The following is a 20,846-nucleotide window of genomic DNA, read 5'->3' as shown; positions in this document are numbered from 1 at the left end:
GAGGACAAGCGCAAGGCGGGCTTCAGACCCGGGCCTGATGAGCAATGAAAGCCAGCACGGAGTGGGGTGTCGGTCTTCCCGCGCCGCCTCGGTGGATCTGTTTTGAACCCGCGCCGATCACATCGGCGGCTTCCAGCGTCCATTTCCCGGGAAAACGAGAAGCACGATTCGCAAACTACTCTCGGGGAGGTTATTCCAACTTCACACAACCACATCCCTGGATTGGATAACCATCCAGCTTGCACTCGAACTTCAGAGCAACTAGCCTCACCTCGCTACGCAATTTCGGCTTGCTCGCCGCTGGGCATGCCCCGGAAGCCGGAGGTTCAGCAGTGACCAAGTCAGAGGAACGCCCCTGCATTGCCGTCGGCCGCCCCTAGAGGAAATTTGAATAGAAGAACAACACCCAGATGTTGAAGATAGAGTTGTCAAAATACCTTGACGGCAACGGCCTTCTGTCGGCTGGGAAAATTGAAAGTGAATGGCGAACGGCATCTGGTGAGTGCGCAGGGGGTTTTAGATGAGAGCTTTCGAATTTGACCGGCACATTCTCGAAAACTATGCTCGGTTTTCACGTTCTTTCAGCACCCCTCGATCACCGGATCTGGATGACGCCATCCGCAGGCAGTACACGGAAGGCCGGTTCTGGCCCGACGCACTCCTGTCGCTGAATCCGCGCTATGAAGCCGGTCCCACCACCGATGAACTGGTCAGCTCCGGGGTCCTCGCGGCGGAGACGGCCCACGTCTTCCGCATCGATTCGACGCCGGTGCGGTTTCATGCACACCAGGGGCAGGCCATCGCAAAGGCCCGGGCCGGCCAGAGCTTCGTGGTAACGACGGGAACGGGGTCGGGCAAGTCGCTCTGCTTCTTCGTGCCCATCGTCGACGCCATCATCCGGGCGCGCAAGGCCGGGCAATCTCCGCGGACCCGAGCGATCATCGTCTACCCGATGAACGCCCTGGCCAACAGCCAGATCAAGGAAATCGACAAATTCATCAACCAGTCGGGCCTGCCACAAAACCTCAGACCCTCGGTGAAACGCTATACAGGGCAGGAGTCCCAGGAGGAACGCCAGCGGATCGCCGCCAATCCACCAGACATCCTGCTCACCAACTTCATGATGGCGGAGCTTCTGCTCACCCGGCAGGACGCGGTCGACTCCCAGGTCATGGAGAACGCCAAGGGGCTGGAGTTCATCGTGCTCGACGAGCTCCACACCTATCGGGGGCGCCAGGGGGCCGACGTTGCCATCCTGGTCCGTCGGCTTCGGGATCGCTGCGCAGCCGACAAAGATCCGATCTGCATCGGCACCTCCGCGACCATGGCGAGCGAGGGCAGCGACGAGAGCCGGGCGCTGACCGTGTCCGAAGTGGCGTCGCGTCTGTTCGGCACGCCGGTCGGCCCCGACGCGGTCATCGATGAGTCCCTGCGGCGGGCGACCGACGACCAATTGGCGCTTCAGGACGTCATGCCGGCCTTGGCCGGCACGATCACGGCGGGCATCCCGCCTCATCTGCCCGATGCCGACCTGCCCCGTCATCCCCTTGCGGTCTGGTCCGAACTGGCGCTCGGCCTGGAGGATGGCCTGGTCCTGAGGCGCCGGAGGCCGGTACCGTTCGGCGAGGCCGTGGAAAAGCTTGCGCAGGCGAGTGGTCTGGAACCCGATCCCTGCCGGACCGCGCTTCAAGCCTTCCTCACCCGCGTCAGCCTGCCGGAGAAGGATCGCGGCGGCAGTGCCCCGCACGCCTTCCTGGCCTTCAAGCTCCATCGCTTCATCTCCGGCGCGGGGGAGATCTACACCACCTTGAAGGCCCAGCCGCGGACGGTCCTTCTCGAGGGGCAGCTCGAGGACCCGTCCGACCCCGGCGTACGCCTCTACCCGACCCGGTTCTGTCGGCAATGCGGACATGAGTATCACGTGGTCACGAAGACCGAGCAGGATGGCGGAACCGTCTTTCTGCCCCGTGACATCGACGACACGCCGATCGACGCCGAGGACCAGATCGACGTGGCCGGGTACCTGACGCCCATGGCGGATGGCGATCCCGAATACCGTTTCGACGGCAGCCTCGAAAGCTACCCCGAAGGTTGGATCGAGGAGCGCAACGGCCTTCCCAAGCTGCGGAAGAACCGGGCCAAGCGCGTTCCGCTCACGGTGACGGTAGCCGCCGACGGACGATCCGACCCCGACGGCCGCCATTTCTGGTTCATTCCGGGCAAGTTCGGATTCTGTGCCTGCTGCCTCGATGAGCCACACGGCGCCACGCGGGAACGCAGCAAACTGGCCGGCCTTTCCGCCGAGGGTCGGAGTTCGGCCACCACGCTTCTCGTGTCGAGCGCACTGGAATGGCTGAACAATCCCGGCAACGGCGTCCCCGAGGACAAGCGCAAGCTCCTCGGATTCACCGACAATCGGCAGGACGCCGCGCTGCAGGCCGGGCATTTCAACGATTTCCTGTTCGTCAGCCTGCTGCGCGGCGGAATCCTGCGGGCCGTTCTCGACGCCGGCAACGACGGCCTGAGCGAGGATGAGTTCGGGCTGCGCGTCGGGCGTGCCCTCGGCTTCACCGCCGCGAACCTGCCGGCCCGCATCCATTGGATGCTCGAGCCCGAGGCCGGCGCGGTGATCCGTAGCGATGCCGAACGGGCGCTGGCCAAGGTTCTCGCGCACCGGGTCTGGACCGATCTGCGTCGCGGCTGGCGGTTCACCAACCCCAGCCTCTCCGTCCTGAAGCTGATCGAGGTCGATTTCATCGGCCTCGACGAGGTCGCCGGGAAGCGGGAACGGCTTATGGCCGCCCTGCCGCAGTTGGGTGCCATGGACGCCGACGGCCGGCGGAATGTCCTGCGCCTTTTGCTCGGGGCGATGCTCGAAGGCTTGGCCGTCGGCACGGAGGCGCTCGAGCTGCCGGTTCTCGACACGGTCGCGCAGAAATCCCGTTCGCTTCTGCGCGCCCCCTGGGCCATCGACATCAAGGAGACGCCTCGCGGCCGGACGACGCTGTTTTTGCAGGCGCCGGGAAAGGATGCCGTCGGGCTCCGAGAAGAGCAGACCATCTTGCGCGGCGGGGTGAGTTCGCGCATCGCCCGCCTCATCAACCGCAGGAGCGTCCTGGGCACCAAGCTGGGTCGGGACGACTACCTCGACGTCATGGCAAATCTTCTCGAATGCCTGGCCGAAGAGGGCCTCGTCACGCTAGTCGAGGCGGACGCCGAGATGCGCGGCTGGCGGCTGTCGCCGTCCGCCGTGCGCATCATCCCCGGTGAGGCGATCCGCCAGGGCGCCCCGACGGGAAACCGGTACTTCCATGACCTCTACACCGGGATCGCCGCGCAGCTTGCGACGGGCGGCTCGAGGTTCTTCGGCTTGGAAAGCCGGGAGCACACCGCCCAGGTCTCGCAAAAGCACCGGGAATGGCGGGAATGGCGATTCCGCTATGAAAAGGACGATCGGGAGAACATCAAGGAGCACGTCGCGGAAATCAAGGCGGACGGCGAATCCGACCAGTTTCTTCCTGCACTGTTCTGCTCCCCGACCATGGAGCTTGGGGTCGACATCTCGGCCCTGAACGCGGTCTACCTGCGCAATGTGCCGCCGACCCCGGCAAACTACGCACAGCGGGCGGGCCGCGCCGGCCGGTCGGGCCAGGCGGCGGTCATCGTCACCTATTGCGCCGCCCAGTCCCCGCACGACCAGTATTTCTTCGAACGGCGCAACGACATGGTCGCCGGGGTGGTGCGCCCGCCGGCCCTCGACATCACGAACAAGGACCTCGTCAGCTCCCACCTGCAAGCGATCTGGCTGGCCGAAGCCGGCCTCGCCCTGTCTCCGGACATTCCGGAGATCCTCGACCTCTCGAAGCCCGGCTATCCGCTGAAGGACGAAATTCTTGCGGTGATCCGGGCACCCGGACTCGTCGCCAAGGCGCGGGAGCCGATGCGACGGGTCCTCGGCCAGATCGTCGTGTCCGTCGGAGGGGTCCGTCCCGTCTGGATGGGGAACCCGGACGATTACGTGACGGACGTCGCCACCCAGGCACCGGTCGAGTTCGACCGAGCGTTCGAGCGCTGGCGCGAGCTCTACAACTCCGCTCGCTCCCAGTTGATCGAGGCCAACCAGCGTTCGCAGGTCGCGGGCCTTTCCGGCGCGGATCGCCGGAAGATCAAGGCGGCCCAGATCCAGGCCATGGACCAGATCGGCATCCTCGAACAGGGCAAGGCGACCAACGGGTCCGACTTCTATTCCTATCGCTACCTGGCCACGGAAGGCTTTCTGCCGGGGTACAATTTCCCGCGCCTGCCGCTCTACGCCTTCATCCCCGGGGAAGGTGGCTCGGGCGCCTTTCTGTCGCGTGCCCGCTTCCTCGCCATCTCCGAGTTCGGCCCGCGCAGCCTCATCTACCATGAGGGTCGTGCGTACCGGGTGATGAAGGCCAAGCTGCCCCCGGAAACCCGCACGCCCGACGGCCAGGAGCTTGCGACCCAGAAGATCACGATCTGTCCGAATTGCGGGGCGGCGCACACGGAGGAGTGCGAGCGCTGCCATGCCTGCAATGCGCCCATCACCGAGGAGAAGCCGGTCGAGCGGACGCTGCGGATCGACAATGTCGAGGCGGCACCGGCGGAACGCATCACCGCAAACGACGAAGAGCGGGTCCGCCAGGGCTTCGACATCCAGACCGTCTTCGCCTGGCCGAGGAAGCACGGCCGCATCGAGGTGACCGAGGCGGAGTTCCGCACGGGGGATACGCCCTTGTTCACCCTGCAGTACGCCAACGGCGCGGAGATCAGCCGGATCAACAAGGGCCTGAAACGCCGCCGCGACAAGAATGTTCTGGGGTTCCACATCGACCCTCGCACCGGCTACTGGGCCAAGATGGAGGACGAGGACGCCGAGGTCGACCTGCCGCCGGACGCCGTCCGACCGGTGCGCATCGTGCCCATCGTCCGGGATCGCAAGAACGCCCTCCTGTTGCGCTTCCACGATCCCGATGCCTTCCGGCCCGGGACGATCGCAACGGTGCAGCATGCCCTGATGCGCGGCATCGAGGTGGTCTTCCAGCTCGAGGAGGGCGAGGTTCTCGGCGAGCCGCTGCCCCAGCGGGACAAGCGCCGCGCGGTCCTCGCCTACGAGGCGACGGAAGGCGGCGCGGGTGTCCTGAGCCGTCTGGTCGAGGACCCCGGCGCGCTGAACAAGGTCGCCCGCACGGCGCTCGACCTCATGCACTTCGACGGCGTCGAGGAGGCCATTGCCGCCGGCGACCCGGAGCTCCTGCGCGACCGCGACGACGAGGCCTGCGTCCGCGGCTGCTACCGCTGCCTGCTGTCGTATTTCAACCAGCCCGACCACGAACTGATCGACCGGGCGAGCGATGAGGTGAAGGCGCTCCTCATCGACCTCGCCCGCGGTTCGGTGGTCCTGGCGGCAACGCCGCGCCGGGATGAGGCGGCACGGGGATGGGAGGACCACTTCGCCCCGGCGGGCTTGCCCACCCCCGATGCGACAGGGGTGACGATGGCGGATACGACCCTTCCCTTCGCCTGGCGCCGCAACCGCGTGGCGGCGACCACCGGAGACCTGTCCGCGGCAGCGCAGGAGGACGCCGACGCCAAGGGATGGTCCCTCTTCCGGTTGCCGGCCTCCCCCGATGGGGGGCTTCCCGCAGACTTGATCGAGTTGCTGAAGGAATGACCCGATGACCCTGTCCTTTGCCCCCGGCGACCTCGTGCGGGCGCGCGGCCGGGAATGGGTGGCCCTTCCCGCACCGCGCCCCGACCTCCTTGCCCTGCGGCCCCTGTCCGGCAGCGAGGGCGACACCGTCCTGCTGGACCCGCGGCTGGAATTGACGCCGGTCGGCCCCGCCCGCTTCGACCTCCCGGAGGACGCCGCCCCGACGGTGCAGTCCAAGGCGGCCCTTCTCGCGGACGCCCTGCGCCTGACCCTGCGGCGCGGCGCGGGACCGTTCCGGTCGGCGGCCCAGCTTGCGTTCGAGCCGCGGACCTATCAGCTCGTCCCGCTGCTGATGGCGCTCCGCCTCCAGGTTCCCCGCCTCCTGATCGCCGACGACGTCGGCATCGGCAAGACCATCGAGGCCGGGCTGATCCTGCGGGAGCTGATGGACCGCGGCGAGGCGGACGCCTTCTCCGTCCTGTGCCCGCCCCATCTGGTCGAGCAATGGACGACCGAACTCAAGGTGCGCTTCGGGATCGACGCCGTCGCCGTCACGTCGGGGACGGCGGCACGGCTGGAGAGGAGCCTGCCACTCGCCCAGACCCTGTTCGACGCCCACCCCCACACCGTGGTCAGCCTCGACTACATCAAGGCCGAGAAGCGCCGGGAGACGTTCGCCCGCGCCTGCCCGGACTTCGTGATCGTCGACGAGGCCCACGCCTGCGTCGGCACGCACAAGGGCCGGCAGCAGCGCTTCGGGCTTCTCTCCGGCCTCGCACAGGACCCGGAGCGGCGGTTGATCATGCTGACCGCGACCCCCCATTCAGGGGACGAGGAGGCCTTCGCCCGGCTCTTGTCCCTGATCGATCCGGAGTTCGCGTCGCTGACCTTCGATGACGCGAAATATCGCGAGCGTCTCGCCCGCCATTTCGTGCAGCGCCGCCGGATCGACATCGTCTCGGGCGACTGGGGCGAGGACCGGGCGTTTCCGAAGCACGACCCGAAGGAGGCGGCCTTCCGCCTGTCGCCGGCGCATCTGCGGTTCCAGGAGGCGGTGCTCGACCACTGCCTGGGCGTGGTCTCACGGGCTGGAACGGGGCAGCGGGAGCGGCGACTGGCGTTCTGGGGGACGCTGGCCCTGATGCGCTGCGTGGGGTCGTCCCCGGCGGCGGCGCTCAGCGCCCTGCGCAACCGCCTGGCGAACGAGCCCGACCGCATCGAACCGCAGATCTACGACGAGGACGGGGACGACGAGGACGCGGTCGACCTCGAGCCCGGCGCGGTCTGGGAGGGCGACCCGGCGCTTCAGGCCCTCATCGCCGAGGCGGAACGGCTCGTCGGCGATTCCGACCCGAAGCTCGACGCGCTGATCGGCATCCTGAAGCCCCTCGTCAAATCGGGGGCGAACCCGGTGGTGTTCTGCCGCTACCTCGCGACGGCCGAACACGTCCGCGACGGCCTGCGCAAGGCGTTCCCGAAGCTTCGGATCGAGGCCGTCACCGGCGTGCTGACCCCGGACGAGCGGCGCGACCGGGTCGTGGACATGGCGCCGGACGACGAGGAGAACCCCAGCCAGCGCATCCTGGTCGCGACCGACTGCCTGTCGGAAGGCATCAACCTCCAGCAGCTTTTCGACACCGTCGTCCACTACGACCTGTCCTGGAACCCGACCCGGCACCAGCAGCGGGAAGGCCGGGTGGACCGTTTCGGGCAACCGGCCCGTCTGGTCCGCTCCGTCATGATGTATTCCCCCGACAGCGCCATCGACGGGGCGGTGCTGGAGGTGATCCTGCGCAAGGCGAAGAAGATCCGCGAAGCCACCGGCGTCACCGTTCCGCTGCCCGACGAGCGCGGGCCGGTCACCGACGCCCTCATGGCCTCCATGATGCTGCGCCGGGGTGACACGCGGCAGATGGCCCTCGACCTGCGGCTGGACGACGGCACCCGCCTGATCGACACGCGCTGGCGCGACGTGTCGGAGAAGGAGAAGCGCTCCCGCACGCGCTTCGCCCAGAACGCCATGAAGCCGCAGGAGGTGGCGCCGGAGTGGGAGAAGGTGTCCGGCCTGCTGGGCTCCCCGCAGGCGGCGCGAACCTTCATCGAACGGGCCATGGCCCGGTTCGGCGTGCCGCTGGAGGAGCGTCGCTCCGCCCTGCTGGCGCACGTCCACGCCCTCGACCCCGCCCTGCGGGAACGGCTGGCCGAACGCGGCATGGCGGGCAGCGTGCGCCTGGCAATGGCGGAGCCCGCCCCGTCCGGGGTCAGCCTGATCAGCCGGTCGCATCCGCTGACGGCGACGCTGGCCGAGGCCCTGGTGGAAGCCTCCCTGGACCCCGCCACGCTGACGGGCCTGGGCATCGGCCGCGTGGGCGCCTGGCCGACGCCGGCCGTCGAGCGGATGACGCGGCTGGTCCTGCTGCGCATCCGCTACAAGCTGACCGTCCACGGCCGCCGCGAGCGGCTGCTGCTGGCCGAGGAGGCGGCGCTGGTCGCCCTCGGCAACGGCGCCGTCGTCGCGTCGGGGGAAGAGGCCCGCGCCCTTCTCGACGTCCCGGCCGCCGGCGACCTGGCGCCCGCCGCCCGCGACCGCTTCGTGAAGCGGGCGCAGGAGGACCTGCCGGCCCTGCTCGACGGGCCGCTCGCCGCCTTCGTGCGGGGGCGGGCGGAGGAGCTTGCCGCCGACCACGCCCGGCTGCGCGCCGCCGCCGGTTCCGCCTCCCGCGTCGCCGTGGAGGCCGTCCTGCCGCCCGACGTCATCGGGCTGTTCGTGCTGATGCCCAGCGAGACCTGATCCATGCCGCGCAAGCCCGTCACCGACATGTCCGCCTGGCCCTCCCTGACGCTGGAGGGCAACCTGATCGCGCCGGCCATGGTCGCCAAGATCGACCGGCGGGAGGCGCCGGAACAGGCCGAGGAGAGCTACGGCATCCGCAAGGGGCTGACCGTGCGGGAGGAGATCTCCACCTCCTTCCGCGTCGGCCAGTCCCATTTCGACGCCTTCGCCAAGGCAGCCGCGCCGTCCATCGAGGCGACCCGGCGTTTCGTGCGCGACTTTCTAAAGGAAACCTTCGGATTCGACGATCTGGCGCCGGCCGACGGTGCGGCGTCCCTCATCGCCGGCGGACGGGTGCCGGTGGTCGTCGTGCCGCCGGCCGAGGCGCTGGACCGGCGCAGCCCGACCCTGTCGACCGACCGCGCCCGGTCTCCCGCCTTCGCCCTTCAGGACCACCTGAACGACAGCGACGGCACGCTGTGGGGTCTGGTCACCAACGGGACCCGCCTGCGCCTGATGCGCGACAACGCCTCGCTGACCCGCCCGGCCTACATCGAGGCCGATCTGGCGCAGATCTTCACCACCGAGGACGCGGCGTCCTTCACGGCGCTGTGGCTGCTGATCCACCGCTCGCGCTTCGGCCGGGCGGGCGCCACCGCCGCCGACTGCGCCCTGGAGCGCTGGCGCGACGCCGGGTCCCGCGAAGGAGAGGCGGCGCGCGACCGTCTGGCCGGTCAGGTGGAGGACGCCCTGCGCCTGCTGGGGTCCGGCTTCCTCGCGGCGAACCCCGATCTGGCGGCCCGGCTGGCGTCGGGGGAGATCCCGCTGACCGGCTGGTTCAACGAGCTTCTGCGCCTCGTCTACCGCCTGATCTTCCTGATGGTGGCGGAGGACCGCACCCTGCTGCACCCGAAGGACGCCGCCGCCGACGCACGCCGGCTCTACACCGAGGGCTACAGCCTGACGGCGCTGCGGGCGCAGTGCGTGCGCCGCGCCTCGTGGGACCGCCACCACGACCGCTACGAAGGTCTGAAGGTGGTGTTCCGCGCGCTGGCCCGCGGCGAGCCGGCGTTGGGTTTGCCGGCATTGGGCGGGCTGTTCGCCCCCGACCGGCTGCCGCACCTGGAAACCGCCGTCCTGCCCAACCGCGCCTTCATGGAGGCGGTGTACCGCCTGTCCTGGCTGACCGACGGGACCGCCATGGTCCCCGTCAACTGGCGCGCCATGGAGACGGAGGAGCTGGGGTCGGTCTACGAATCCCTGCTGGAGCTTCAGCCGCAGTTGGCCGGCGACGGCCGCGCGCTCGCCTTCGCCTCCGACGCGGCGGAGCGGAGGGGCAACCAGCGCAAGACCACCGGCTCCTACTACACGCCGGACAGTCTGGTGCAGGCGCTGCTCGACACCGCCCTCGACCCGGTGCTCGACCGGGCGGAGGCGGAGTCCGACGACAAGGCGGCCACCCTGCTCGCCCTCACCGTCATCGACCCGGCCTGCGGCTCCGGCCATTTCCTATTGGCCGCCGCCCGCCGCATCGCCACCCGCGTGGCGCGCATCCGCGCCGAGGGCACGCCCTCCCTGGAGGATTTCCGCCACGCATTGCGCGACGTCGCCCGCTGCTGCCTGCATGGGGTGGACAAGAACCCCATGGCGGTGGAGCTGACCAAGGTGGCGCTGTGGATCGAGACGGTCGACCCCGGCCTGCCGCTGGGCTTCTTCGACGCGCAGATCCGCTGCGGCGATTCGCTGCTGGGCGTGTTCGACCTGAAGGCCCTGGAGCAGGGCATCCCGGACGCCGCCTACAAGCCGCTGTCCGGCGACGACAAGGAGACCGCCAAGCACTTCGCCAAGCGCAACAGGAGCGAGAAATCCGGCCAGGGCAGCCTGGACTTCGCGCGCGGCGGCGGCTCGCTGCCGGCAGCGCGGCAACTGGCCGACCTGGGGGCGGACCTGCGCCATCTGCCGGAAACCACCCTGGCGGAGATTCAGGCCAAGGACGCCCGCTTTCGCGAATCGCGTCGCCGTCCCGACTGGTACCGTTGGAAGATCGCATGCGACGCCTATGTCGCGGCCTTCCTGGCGCCGAAGGTGGGCGGCGTACCCGCCAACCGCAACATGGTTACGATCCCGACGACGACCCACGTGTGGGAGGCCATGGCCGGGCACAGCCTCTACGGCCCGCTGGTCGCCCGCGTGGACCAACTGGCCGAGGCTGCCCACGCCTTCCACTGGCCGCTGGAGTTTCCCGACATCATGGAGCGCGGCGGCTTCGACGTGGTGGTCGGCAACCCGCCGTGGGAAGTGATGCAGCTTTCCGGCAAGGAGTACTTTGCAACGAGGAAGCCCGAGATTGCTGCTCTTGCTGGCGCTGCGCGCACGAGAGCGATTGAAGCACTGGAGCACGATGATCCAGCGGTATTCCAGGACTTCGTTATTGCCCAACGCGTTTTTGACGCGAGCAATGAGTTTGCCCGTGAGTCCGGCCGATTTGAACTGACGGGTAGAGGAAAGATCAATACCTATGCCTTATTCGCGGAAGTGTTTGCAAATCTTATCGGGCCAACGGGGCGCGCTGGAGTGATCGTCCCGACAGGGATCGCGACCGACGTGACGGCCGCGCCTTTCTTTGCAGGGCTGATCAGGCGCGAAGCGTTGGTTCATCTGACTGCGTTTGAGAACGAAGAGAATATTTTCCCTGCAGTTCATCATGCGTTCAAGTTTGCAATACTTGTACTTTCAAATGAGCCAAATAGGTCCCCGGAGTTTTGCTTCTTTCTTCGAAAGGTGGCCCAACTCGCCGACCCGGAGCGCAATTTTACCCTAACGCCCGACGCCATCGCCCGGTTGAATCCCAACACCCGCACGGCCCCGGTCTTCCGCTCTCGCGCCGATGCGGAACTGACGGCGAAGATTTATAAAAACAGCGGAATTTTTATAGAAATGAATGGCCGAAATGAAATTTCCGCGTTCAGCCCAATCGTCATTCAGAATTTCTTTTCCGGTTCGAACCGCATCGATTCGGAAATATTTGAAAAGTATTTTGGCTGCGGACCAGCGGATAGTATGCTACCGGTATTTCGCGGCGGCGATATATCTATTTTTGATCACAGGTTTGGGATTGATTCCGAAGCAAAGAGTTCAGACAACGAATGGTTTGGAGATGGCCGCTTTGCGCCAAAAGAAGAGGTTATCCGCCGCCTCTCCAGCAAAGGATGGCGGAAAAACTGGCTGATTGGTTGGCGCGATATCGCTCGATCGGTTGATGAAAGGACAGTTATTGCTGCTGCGTTTCCTGTATGCGCCACAGATGACACTTTATCTCTTCTTCTCCCTGGCATTGCAGAATGCAAAATTGCCGGAGCATTGCTTGGCAACCTTAACTCGCTCAGTCTTGACTATGCAGCGCAATCCAAAGTGGGTGGAACCCACATTCGCAAGAACGTCATCGCCCAATTCCCCATCCTCCCACCCACCTTCTACACCGAATCCCGCCTGTCCTTCGTCATCCCCAAGGTCCTGGAACTCACCTACACCTCCCACAGCCTCGCTCCCTTCGCCCGCGATCTCGGCTATGACGGCCCACCCTTCCGCTGGGATGAGGAGCGGCGCGCTCTGTTGCGCGCCGATCTCGACGCCTTCTACGCCCGAGCCTATGGCCTGGACCGGGACGAACTGCGCTACATCCTCGACCCCGCCGACGTGAAGGGGCCCGACTACCCCTCCGAAACCTTCCGGGTACTGAAGGAGCGGGAAACCCGCCAGTTCGGCGAATACCGCACCCGCCGCCTCGTCCTCGCCGCCTGGGACCGGATGGAGGCGGACGGCAGCTTTGCCAACCTTGGTCTCCTCGAAACCGTGTCCGTGTGATAGTTTCCATCGGCACAACCGTTCAGGATGGGGCGATGGGAAAGAGGCTTCGTGATCCGGTGCATGGTCTCATCGTCTTCGACGAGACCGACCCGATCGACGCTCTGGCTTGGCGACTGATCGACACGCCGGAATTCCAGCGCCTGCGCCGCATCCGGCAGCTCGGCGTGTCGGAGTTCACCTTTCCCGGCGCCGTCCATACCCGCTTCGCCCACTCCATCGGCGTGTTCCACACCGCGCGCACGCTGGTGGGCGTCGTGCGCCGGGAGATGAAGCGGCTGGGAAAGGAGTTCGAAAGCCCCAAGGCGGAGGTGGCGCTGATCGCCGCCCTGCTGCACGACCTCGGGCATGGCCCGTTCAGCCACACCTTTGAGGGCGTCCAGGCCTCCCGCGGGGTCAAGCGGCGGCATGAGCGGTGGACGGCCGACATCATCCGCAACCCGGACGGGCGTATCCATCCGCTGCTGGAAGGCCACCGGCCCGGCTTCACCGGGGAGGTCGCAGCCCTTCTGGAGAAGGAAGACCCGGAGGACATCTACCACGCCATCGTGTCCAGCTCCTTCGACGCTGACCGGCTGGACTATCTGCGCCGCGACCGGTTGATGACCGGAACGGGGGCCGGTGCCGTGGATTTCGACTGGCTGATCGACAACGTGCGGGTCGCAGAGATTGAGCTGGACGTCCCGGACGAGGACGGGGACGAGCCGCGCCGGGTGCCGACCTTCTGCCTTACGGCCAAGGCACTGCCGGCGGCGGAGCAGTTCCTGCTGGCGCGGTACACGCTGCATGAGCAGGTCTATTTCCACAAGACAACCCGCTGTGTGGAGAAGATGATCGGCAAGTTGCTTCGCGCGGTGGCAGACTGCGCCGTCGGGGATAATAATGCGGTGGCATCTTCAGGCTTGCTGCCGGATCACCCTCTGATTCGGTTCTTCGGCCCGGATGGCGAAATCGTCACCAACTATCTGGCGCTTGACGACGCGCTGATCCATGGCTCGCTCGACGCAATGTCGAAGGCATCGAACCCAAGCGTCTCCGAGATGGCGGCACGGCTAAAGGAGCGCAGGCTGTACAAAACGCTCGACATCGCAGATTTTGGGTCTGATAAAGGAATCCAACGCCAGCAGTTGCGTCGCATCACGGCGCGCTTCAGGGAACAGATTGAAAACGGTACCGTTATCGTGGATGGGGCGCAGATCGGTATCTACGCCGAGATCGGTGGGGATGAGGACAGAATGCACAAACGCCTGCACATCCTGGATGCTGCGAAACCGGCTGAGATCAGCCGATTGTCCGCACTTGTCGGCGCGCTTGAGCAGAAGAAGGATTTTACGCGCGTCTTTTTCGCCGATGAGGAGGAGCGGGACGTAGCTCGCAAAGGTGGGGGGAAGGCATCATGACGGACAAGCCAGAAGATCGAGTTGCAGCGATCGTAGAGGCTGCCGGCGGGCGACTGGTCAGCCGGGTGCGGCTCCAGAAGATTGCCTACCTGATTGATCAGGTAGCGGAGCCAAGCGGGTTCGAGTACTCCTATCATCACTACGGCCCCTATTCGCGGGACCTCGACAACGCAGTCCTGGATGCCGAGGCGTTCGGAAAGGTGAAGGAGAGTGTCGGCTATCGCCACTCCGATGGCGCCCGCTACAGCATCTTCGAACTGAAGGAATGCGGTGAAGCGAGTCTGGCCAAGAAGGCCAAGGATCTCATCCCCACCTTGGCGGCCACCAATGTTACGGTCCTTGAACTTGCTGCGACCGCGCATTGGCTTGCCACGGCTGAGCGAATCGAGGATTGGGAAAATGAGATCCGCCGTCGTAAAGGATCCAAGACGGAAGGGGGCCGCCTGGATGAGGCAAAGAAGCTTCTGGCCAATATAGGCCTGCCGCCAGCGGAGCGTACCGCCTGATATTCCGGAAAAGTGGATTTGAATAACAAGCGCTGGGGAAATATTCGACATGATCGAATCTCCCCAGTCTTTTATCGTTTCCGAGGAGTGCAGGAAGGCAACTTGGCAGAACGGCTACCGCCGACGCCTGGACGATAAGGACGGCTGGGCGCATTACGCCTCCACCACGGCGAAGGGAACGATCGCGCTGGCCGCCGCCGGGCCGACGGGACCATGGTTCCTCGCCATCGACCACGCCGGCGTGGTCGAGGAATTGGCGCATCCGCACGCCGAGATGCCCGGCCCCGGCGACGCGCGCTACGCGTTCACCACGTTGAGCGCCCTCTACGAGGTGCTGCCCAAGGTCTATGCCCTGGCCGTCGCCCTGCCCGACGGCCCGCTCGAGGCGTTCCGGGACGCCGTAAAGGACCTGCCGAGGACCACCGAGGCCGAGCGCCTCGTCGTCCAGCGCGTCGGCCAGGACATCTTCCGCGACCGGCTGATGACGTACTGGCAGGCGCGCTGTCCCTTGACCGGCATCACCGATCCGGCCCTGCTGCGCGCCTCCCACATCGTCCCGTGGAAGGACTGCCCGGACGATGCCGAACGGCTGAACGTCCACAACGGCCTGCTGCTGTCGGCGCTGTGGGACGCCGCCTTCGACCGCGGACTCGCGACCTTCGACGATGCCGGGCGCCCGGTTCTCTCGCCCGGCCTGGGCACCGCGGCCAGGGGCGAACTCCGCTGGCAGCAGCCCATTCCGCTGACGGACAAGCACAGGATGCGACTGGCGTGGCATCGCACCCATCGGTTCGAGGCTGCCAAGCCGGCTTGACGCGTCGCGGCAGGTCGGCACCCCTGACCGGGGAGCCTCCGCAATCGGCCGTCGCTGCTCGCAGCCTCCTGTCCCACGCCCTCCTACCCAGGCAGGCCGGCGCGGTCGAGCCGGTCGATCAGGGTCCCCTTGCGAGAATGCCGGGCCCGCAGCCGCGCCATGCGAGGGCGGAAGTCCTCGTCCCGGCCATCGCGCTCGGCGAGCGCCTTGAGGTCCAGCAGGAGGTTTACGGCTTGTTCGTATTCGGCGGCGCGTTTGGCCTCGATCCGGTCCTCCACCTCCAGCCAGGCGGCATCGACCCGCGCCGCCAGGACATCGAGGCGGCGCAGCCGGGCCTCCGCCTCGGCGCGCTCCCGGCGCGCCCGCTCGGCAGCGGCGCGTTCGGCCTCGCGCCTCCGCCGCTCCTCGGCACGGGCTTCCGCCGCGGACAGCAGGTCGCCGACACGGCGTGCAGGCAGTGCCGGACCGGATGCGCCGCCCGGCGCCTCCCGGCAGCAGCGGCGCAGTTCACCGGGCAGCGTCGCGCCGTCGCCACGTGCCAGCCGCGTCAGAAGCGCGTCCTTCTCAGCAACGGGGAGCGCCTGGATGAACGCGCCGAGCGCCTCGTCGGTGAGCGGATCGGTGGTCTGCTCATCGCCCTCCGCTGCCACGGCGAGCAGATCCTGATCCAACCGGACGTATTCGACGAAGGCGCGCAAGGCGCCGTCGAGCCGTGACAGACCCGGGGGCCGGGGCGCTTCGGCATCGTCCTCCCCCACCTCGCCGCGCTGCACGGCGAGCAACCACCCGAGATAGAGGCAGCGCAGGTCGCCCTCCAGCAGTTGGGCGCGCAGCGGGGCCAGGGCCGCCATCCATCCCGAACCGTCGTCGGCGCCGTCGATCTCCAGTTCGTCCGCGGTGAACGCCAGCACGAGGCCGTCGCCCTTTCGCTCGGCCCGGAGCGTCCCGTCACAGGCATAGGGGCGAATCCGTTCGGCATCGAACAGACGCCGCGGCAGCCGGACCATGAAGGACCGGGTGTACCAGTGGGCCATGGAGACGTGGAGGTCGAACCAGCGCCCCATCATCTCGGCGGGGTCCGCTTTCAGATCGCCCCATTCGTAATGGTTGGTGAAGCTGGCGGCGGTGATCCTCGCCCGCGTGGAGATGGCGCGCAGCGCCGCCTGGTCCTCGGCGATCAGCGGCCGGTCCACCGCCTGGAACTCGTAGTATTGATACGCGCTCATGCCGGAATCCACAGGAGATCGGGACACGCGGCCGTCCGGCGATACAGAGACGCCGGACGGGGCCCGCCGCGCTCCCCGGAACCGAGTGTGCAAGAAACCATGTCGCGAAACGATCCCCATGTCCATTCACCTGACCCGGCCGATGACCAAGGTCGCCGCCGAGCCGGGCATCTCCGACGCCGCTCTTCGCAAGATCTGTGAGAAGCACCGCATTCCGGCTCCCGGCCGGGGGCATTGGGCGAAGGTCACGGCCGGGAAGCCGCCGAAGCGGGCGCTGTTCCGCGACGTCTCGGACCCGCTGGGCGACCGGATCCTGGATACAGGGCAGTCCCGCAGCGAAGCTGCCGCGGGAGGTGCTGGAGGCTCGCGCCAAGGTGAAGGCAGAGCCCGATCCCACTACGTTCTCTCGGCGCAGTGGCGACCAGGAAGCGGCGTCGGCCATGCCGACGCCGGACGGGCCGGTCACCGCGGTCATTGATTCCACCGGGCTGAAAGTGTTCGGCAAGGGCGAATGGCACCTGGAGAAGCATGGCGGCACGGCTCGCCGATGCTGGCGCAAGCTGCACCTGGCCGTCTGCCCCGATATCGGCGAGATCCTCGCCTCGGTGCTGACGGGCAACGAGGAGGGGGACGCCTCCCCGGTCGGCCCACTGCCCGACCGCATCGAGCGCCCGGTCGGCGCGGTCCTTGCCGACGGCGCGTACGATGGCGAGCCTGTCTATCGTTCCATTGCCGAGCGCGCACCGGACGCCGAATCGAACATCCCGCCCCGCACCACTGCGGTGGTCCGCTGCAAGGTCATGAATGCCACCACCAGCATGGGCATGCCTGTCACTCGCAAGGTCGCCTGATTACCGCTGCCCCAAAGCGAATTCCATCGTCACGCTGACTTGCGCACCAAAGCCCTTTAACGACAATTTTCCCAACGGATGTTATCGTAAAGTGTGCGTGAATCCACGCGAAACATACTACGTTATGTATTTGCCCCAGCTTAAAACCAACTAAAGCACTTGCATGTATCACTAAGGTCGCGTAAAATTCGCCTGAATTCGGCCTTTCTCATCGAGATGATGCATGCCGGAACGGACCCACAAGCTCGCGATATACCTGATCAAAGCGCACGCCCAAACCTACGACGATGCATTCAGGAGCCCACGCGAGCTGCAGCCGGTAAGGCTGAAGGCTGAAAGCGGTGTCATTGGCACCATCTACACGCGCCGATCTTCCATTGGCCGCCCGAAGTGGCGCTCTTTTCTGGAGGAGGGCGCTGATGGCGACCTATCCCACCTAACTTCGGCGAGCGCGGCCGCGGTACTAATGGTCGAGTCAGCCGGTCGCCTGTTTGCGGTTTGCTTTGGATACGGCAACACCTTTCTGCGCGACGATATCGTCGAACGGCGCTTCGGCCTCAAGGTCGCGTTGAACTCGGTGATCCCCGAGAGGATTCGCAGCGTCGATCTGCAGCAATTCGACGACATCACGACCATCACGGTTGCTCAAGCCAGCCGCGCCACCTCACAAGACACATTTGGCTTGGACGTGCAGCGAGATGTGATGCGCGCCGTAACAGGGGAAGTCTCGGACAAGACGTTCGCGATGCGGCTTACGGGCCGCGATGCGCTTGTCGTGCAGGCTAAAGTCGACTTCGCCGGTATTCCCGGCAAGTGCGCCGAAGCGCTGCGTCGCTATGGGATAGACACGTACCGCCAGCACTTCGCTTGGGTTGACCACTTGGCGCAGGTGAGGGACACGGCGCAGGTACGCGCCCTCGACGAGCGTCTCATCAAGGCGATCAAGACCCGTGCGTTCGACAAGCTGCACCTCGCCCCGCCCCGCTTGATCGATTACGAGAAAGTGCTCGGCTTCCGCTATCCCGCCGAGCGGAAAACGAAGAACCTCCACATTGACCTGGACATCACCGACTACATCAGCAGCCGGCCGGCTGACCAGGACTGGACGCTCGACGCTCTCAAAGGACAAAAAATTCGCGCCTACTACGACGAAGATTCGGCAGCAGACTCTTTCAGCGTCTACTCGTCCGTGGTATTTGAAACAAAAGAGGCCAACAGAACCTACGTTTTGAGTTTTGGTGAGTGGTTCGAAGTCGCCGATGGGTATGTGGATGACATTGAGCGCCGGTTGGCCGCGTTGGAAGAGGACGCCGCGCTGCCTCTTCCGGTGTCGTATATCGATGAGCGTGAAGGAGATTACAACGCCCGCGCCGCGAGCGCGCCAAACGCTGACCTCGCCCTTATGGATCAGAAGCTCGTACGTATTAGCGGTGATCCCATTGAGGTGTGTGATCTCCTGAGCCTCACCGGCGATCTGATCCACGTCAAAAGGAAGCTGGCATCCGGCTCCCTCAGCCATCTGTTCGCCCAAGGCGTCAACAGCGCGGACGCTCTGCTTTTTGATCCAGCACTACGCCAGCAAGCGGTTTCCCACCTCCCCGCCTCACACAAGGCGGTGCTCGACAAGGCCTTGTCGGGTGGTGACGTACGCGTCGTCTACGCGATAATCACAAAATCAGCGGACCCCATCAAGACGGCACTTCCGTTTTTCAGCAAGCAAAGCGTCGTCAACGCAGCCGAACGGCTCCGGCGCATGGGCGTCAGCGTCGCCATACGCAAGATCCTTGCCGTTGATCGTCCCGCAGCGATGGCGGCGTAGCCGCGCGTTGGGTCGAGCCGGCCGGTACGCCATCCCTCAGGCATTGACCCAAGAGGGGCCGGCGCCAGACCTGCCAGCGCCAATGCCCGGTTCTGACTCGTGATTTCAGGTCAAGAGAAAGCGGAACATAATGTTCAGAGAAGCCCGCTTCGTCATCGACCCTCCTGCCTGTTGCCCAACCTCGCTGAGGGTACCGGGGCCAGGCGGTTTTGTTCCACCGCCGCAGATTACTTTTGATATGTACCAAGTAGGGCTTGCAGCTCTACACGAAATGACGGATCTCCAGGGTCGGCTCAATCCGATCTTCCTTCTTTTCAGTGAGCTTCTTGTTGCCCGCTCTCGCGAGCTTCGGTGGCGCGACGGTGGTTTTGGCAAAGGGCGCGAAGTCCGCCGCGGGCTCTCAAATTTGTTCGGTCGCTTCTTTGCACGCGCGTTTCTTGAGCGGCACATGGGCTACACATGGTTCGCCCCGGTCGATGGGGCGGCGAGCCAAATTACCTACAACTTGACCGTTGAACGAACGACCCCACTCGGTGACATGCCAGATTGGTTCTGTATGAAGCCGGGGGAAGCTGCGCTAGCAGAAGCTAAGGGATCGTACGCACACGGTATTGTTGGCACGAACCCTGGTCCAATCGTCAAGGCGCAAGAGCAACTCGACAGGGCGGCCGTTTACCATGTGGCGCGCGCGCGCAAGGAAGAAAAGCACGTAAAGCGTTGGGCAATCATGAGCCGCTGGGCCTCAGAGCGGCACAACGTTGACGACGCTGTTTTTTACGTGGCCGATCCCGATCGGCCTGCCAAGGAATTCAGCGAGGAGGAGATGGACGATGCTCTGTTCGAGACCTCGCGAAGGCACCTCGCTCGCATTGCGTCCAGTTTGCGCCTTTCAGAACTGGCGTCGCATCTGGAACGCCGGACGCGCCATCCCATGATTTTCCGGACCAAGCCCGACCTTGGCTCCTACAAAGCAGCTATTGTCCAGCGCAAAGGGATGGATGACCGCAGGTTCATCGGAGTAGTGATTGGCATGCACGGCGTGATCGGAGAAGACATCGACACCGTGATCTCAGACGTTAGGAGCATGCCGTCGTATCTTCGTCGGAACTTTATGTTCTTCGGGATCGATGCTGGCGTGCTGGAGTCTGCTTTAAGCGACGACACAAAACCGGATCTGCCAGACGTGGCGTCTAAATTCCAACACATGTCGGAGGACGAGGCAAGGCAGCGCGGCGAAGTCTTCTATGGCCGCGACGGAACGCTGCTGTGCAATGCCGAGTACATCGACGGTACCGAAAGCATCTCCATTGCCTGATTGTCAATCTCGTCCAGGAGGCTTGCCGGCGACCAGCGTGACTGAACCACGCCGGCTTTCTCGGAGGCTATTCGGCACGAGTCAGAGTGCCGCACCGTGTCGGTTCGGCTCCTATAACCGTAGGCCCATTCCGGTCGCCCTTGCCTGTAGCCCAAATCGACCATATATTGACGCTCACAAAACGCGAACCAAGCAAGATCAAAGCGTTACCCGATTTGGTTGTGGGTCCTAGTCCCCCAACCATCTCTCCTGAGAATCCCGCTCCCAGCAAGGCTTTGCGCCCCGCGATCGGCACGCCGCCCCGTCATCGGCGTGGCCCGGCCAACCGCGTGTGCCAATCCCCTGTGCCAACGGTCCCGCCGCGCCCCGCCCGGCCCGGAGACCGGCATGGCTGTCCTCACCCACCTCGCCCGCCGCGGCGCCACCTACGTCTGGCGCCGCACCCTGCCGAAAGGTTTCGCCGAACTTCGGCGAACTTCGGACTACCGTTTGTCCACGCGATGCCATCTCCTGCCCGAGGCGGCGCGACGGGCGCGCCGCCTGGACGTCGCGTTCGACGCGGTGGTGGAGGCTCTCGGAACCGTGATGGCGGGCGGGCTCACGC

General features: G+C 65.6%; 9 protein-coding genes and 2 pseudogenes. 10 read left to right on the top strand and 1 reads right to left on the bottom strand.

Annotated features, from left to right (window positions below; all coding sequences use genetic code 11):
* Nucleotides 1-520: 520 nt before the first annotated feature.
* From G472_RS0130095 to G472_RS0130070, 6 genes are read left to right on the top strand one after another with little or no spacing between them, the layout of a single operon-like run.
* On the top strand, nt 521-5,695 hold the full coding sequence (locus G472_RS0130095; RefSeq protein ID WP_029011365.1) for a DEAD/DEAH box helicase: 5,175 nt from the start codon (nt 521-523) through the stop codon (nt 5,693-5,695).
* 4 nt (nt 5,696-5,699) lie between these two features.
* A complete protein-coding gene (locus G472_RS0130090) occupies nt 5,700-8,465 on the top strand; it encodes a DEAD/DEAH box helicase (protein ID WP_029011364.1) in 2,766 nt (921 codons plus the stop codon).
* 3 nt (nt 8,466-8,468) lie between these two features.
* Nucleotides 8,469-12,311, top strand: coding sequence for an Eco57I restriction-modification methylase domain-containing protein (locus G472_RS36540; protein WP_035694279.1), 3,843 nt, complete (start codon nt 8,469-8,471; stop codon nt 12,309-12,311).
* Nucleotides 12,312-12,346: 35 nt separating this feature from the next.
* The gene (locus G472_RS37810; RefSeq protein ID WP_051341635.1) at nt 12,347-13,711 is read left to right on the top strand and encodes an HD domain-containing protein; all 1,365 of its coding nucleotides are present in this window, start codon (nt 12,347-12,349) and stop codon (nt 13,709-13,711) included.
* The gene (locus G472_RS0130075; protein ID WP_029011363.1) at nt 13,708-14,217 is read left to right on the top strand and encodes a hypothetical protein; all 510 of its coding nucleotides are present in this window, start codon (nt 13,708-13,710) and stop codon (nt 14,215-14,217) included. The genes G472_RS37810 and G472_RS0130075 overlap by 4 nt, the downstream gene beginning before the upstream one ends.
* Before the next feature lie 49 nt (nt 14,218-14,266).
* Nucleotides 14,267-15,031 carry an HNH endonuclease gene (locus G472_RS0130070; RefSeq protein WP_029011362.1) on the top strand — a complete coding sequence of 255 codons (765 nt, stop codon included), beginning with the start codon at nt 14,267-14,269 and terminating at the stop codon, nt 15,029-15,031.
* Nucleotides 15,032-15,114: 83 nt separating this feature from the next.
* Here the strand turns inward: G472_RS0130070 and G472_RS0130065 are convergent, their stop codons facing one another.
* On the bottom strand, nt 15,115-16,257 hold the full coding sequence (locus G472_RS0130065) for a hypothetical protein (RefSeq protein ID WP_029011361.1): 1,143 nt from the start codon (nt 16,255-16,257) through the stop codon (nt 15,115-15,117).
* Nucleotides 16,258-16,493: 236 nt separating this feature from the next.
* On the opposite strand from G472_RS0130065, the pseudogene G472_RS36530 reads away from it, so the two are divergent.
* From G472_RS36530 to G472_RS40865, 4 genes and pseudogenes are all read left to right on the top strand, one after another.
* A pseudogene (locus tag G472_RS36530) lies at nt 16,494-17,108 on the top strand (transposase); the annotation flags it as partial.
* A 223-nt stretch (nt 17,109-17,331) separates the two neighbouring features.
* Entirely contained in the window at nt 17,332-18,927 is a 1,596-nt protein-coding gene (locus G472_RS0130050) for a TIGR04141 family sporadically distributed protein (RefSeq protein WP_029011360.1), read from the top strand.
* Nucleotides 18,928-19,057: 130 nt separating this feature from the next.
* Nucleotides 19,058-20,242: a hypothetical protein gene (locus G472_RS39315; RefSeq protein WP_156927315.1), complete on the top strand. Its 1,185-nt coding sequence runs from the start codon at nt 19,058-19,060 to the stop codon at nt 20,240-20,242.
* 387 nt (nt 20,243-20,629) lie between these two features.
* Nucleotides 20,630-20,806, top strand: a pseudogene (locus G472_RS40865) (DUF6538 domain-containing protein); the annotation flags it as partial.
* Nucleotides 20,807-20,846: the final 40 nt, after the last annotated feature.

Source organism: Azospirillum halopraeferens DSM 3675, from assembly GCF_000429625.1.
Classification (GTDB): domain Bacteria; phylum Pseudomonadota; class Alphaproteobacteria; order Azospirillales; family Azospirillaceae; genus Azospirillum; species Azospirillum halopraeferens.
Note: the sequence above shows the minus strand (reverse complement) of the source record. Positions and strands in the feature narration are given on the sequence as shown.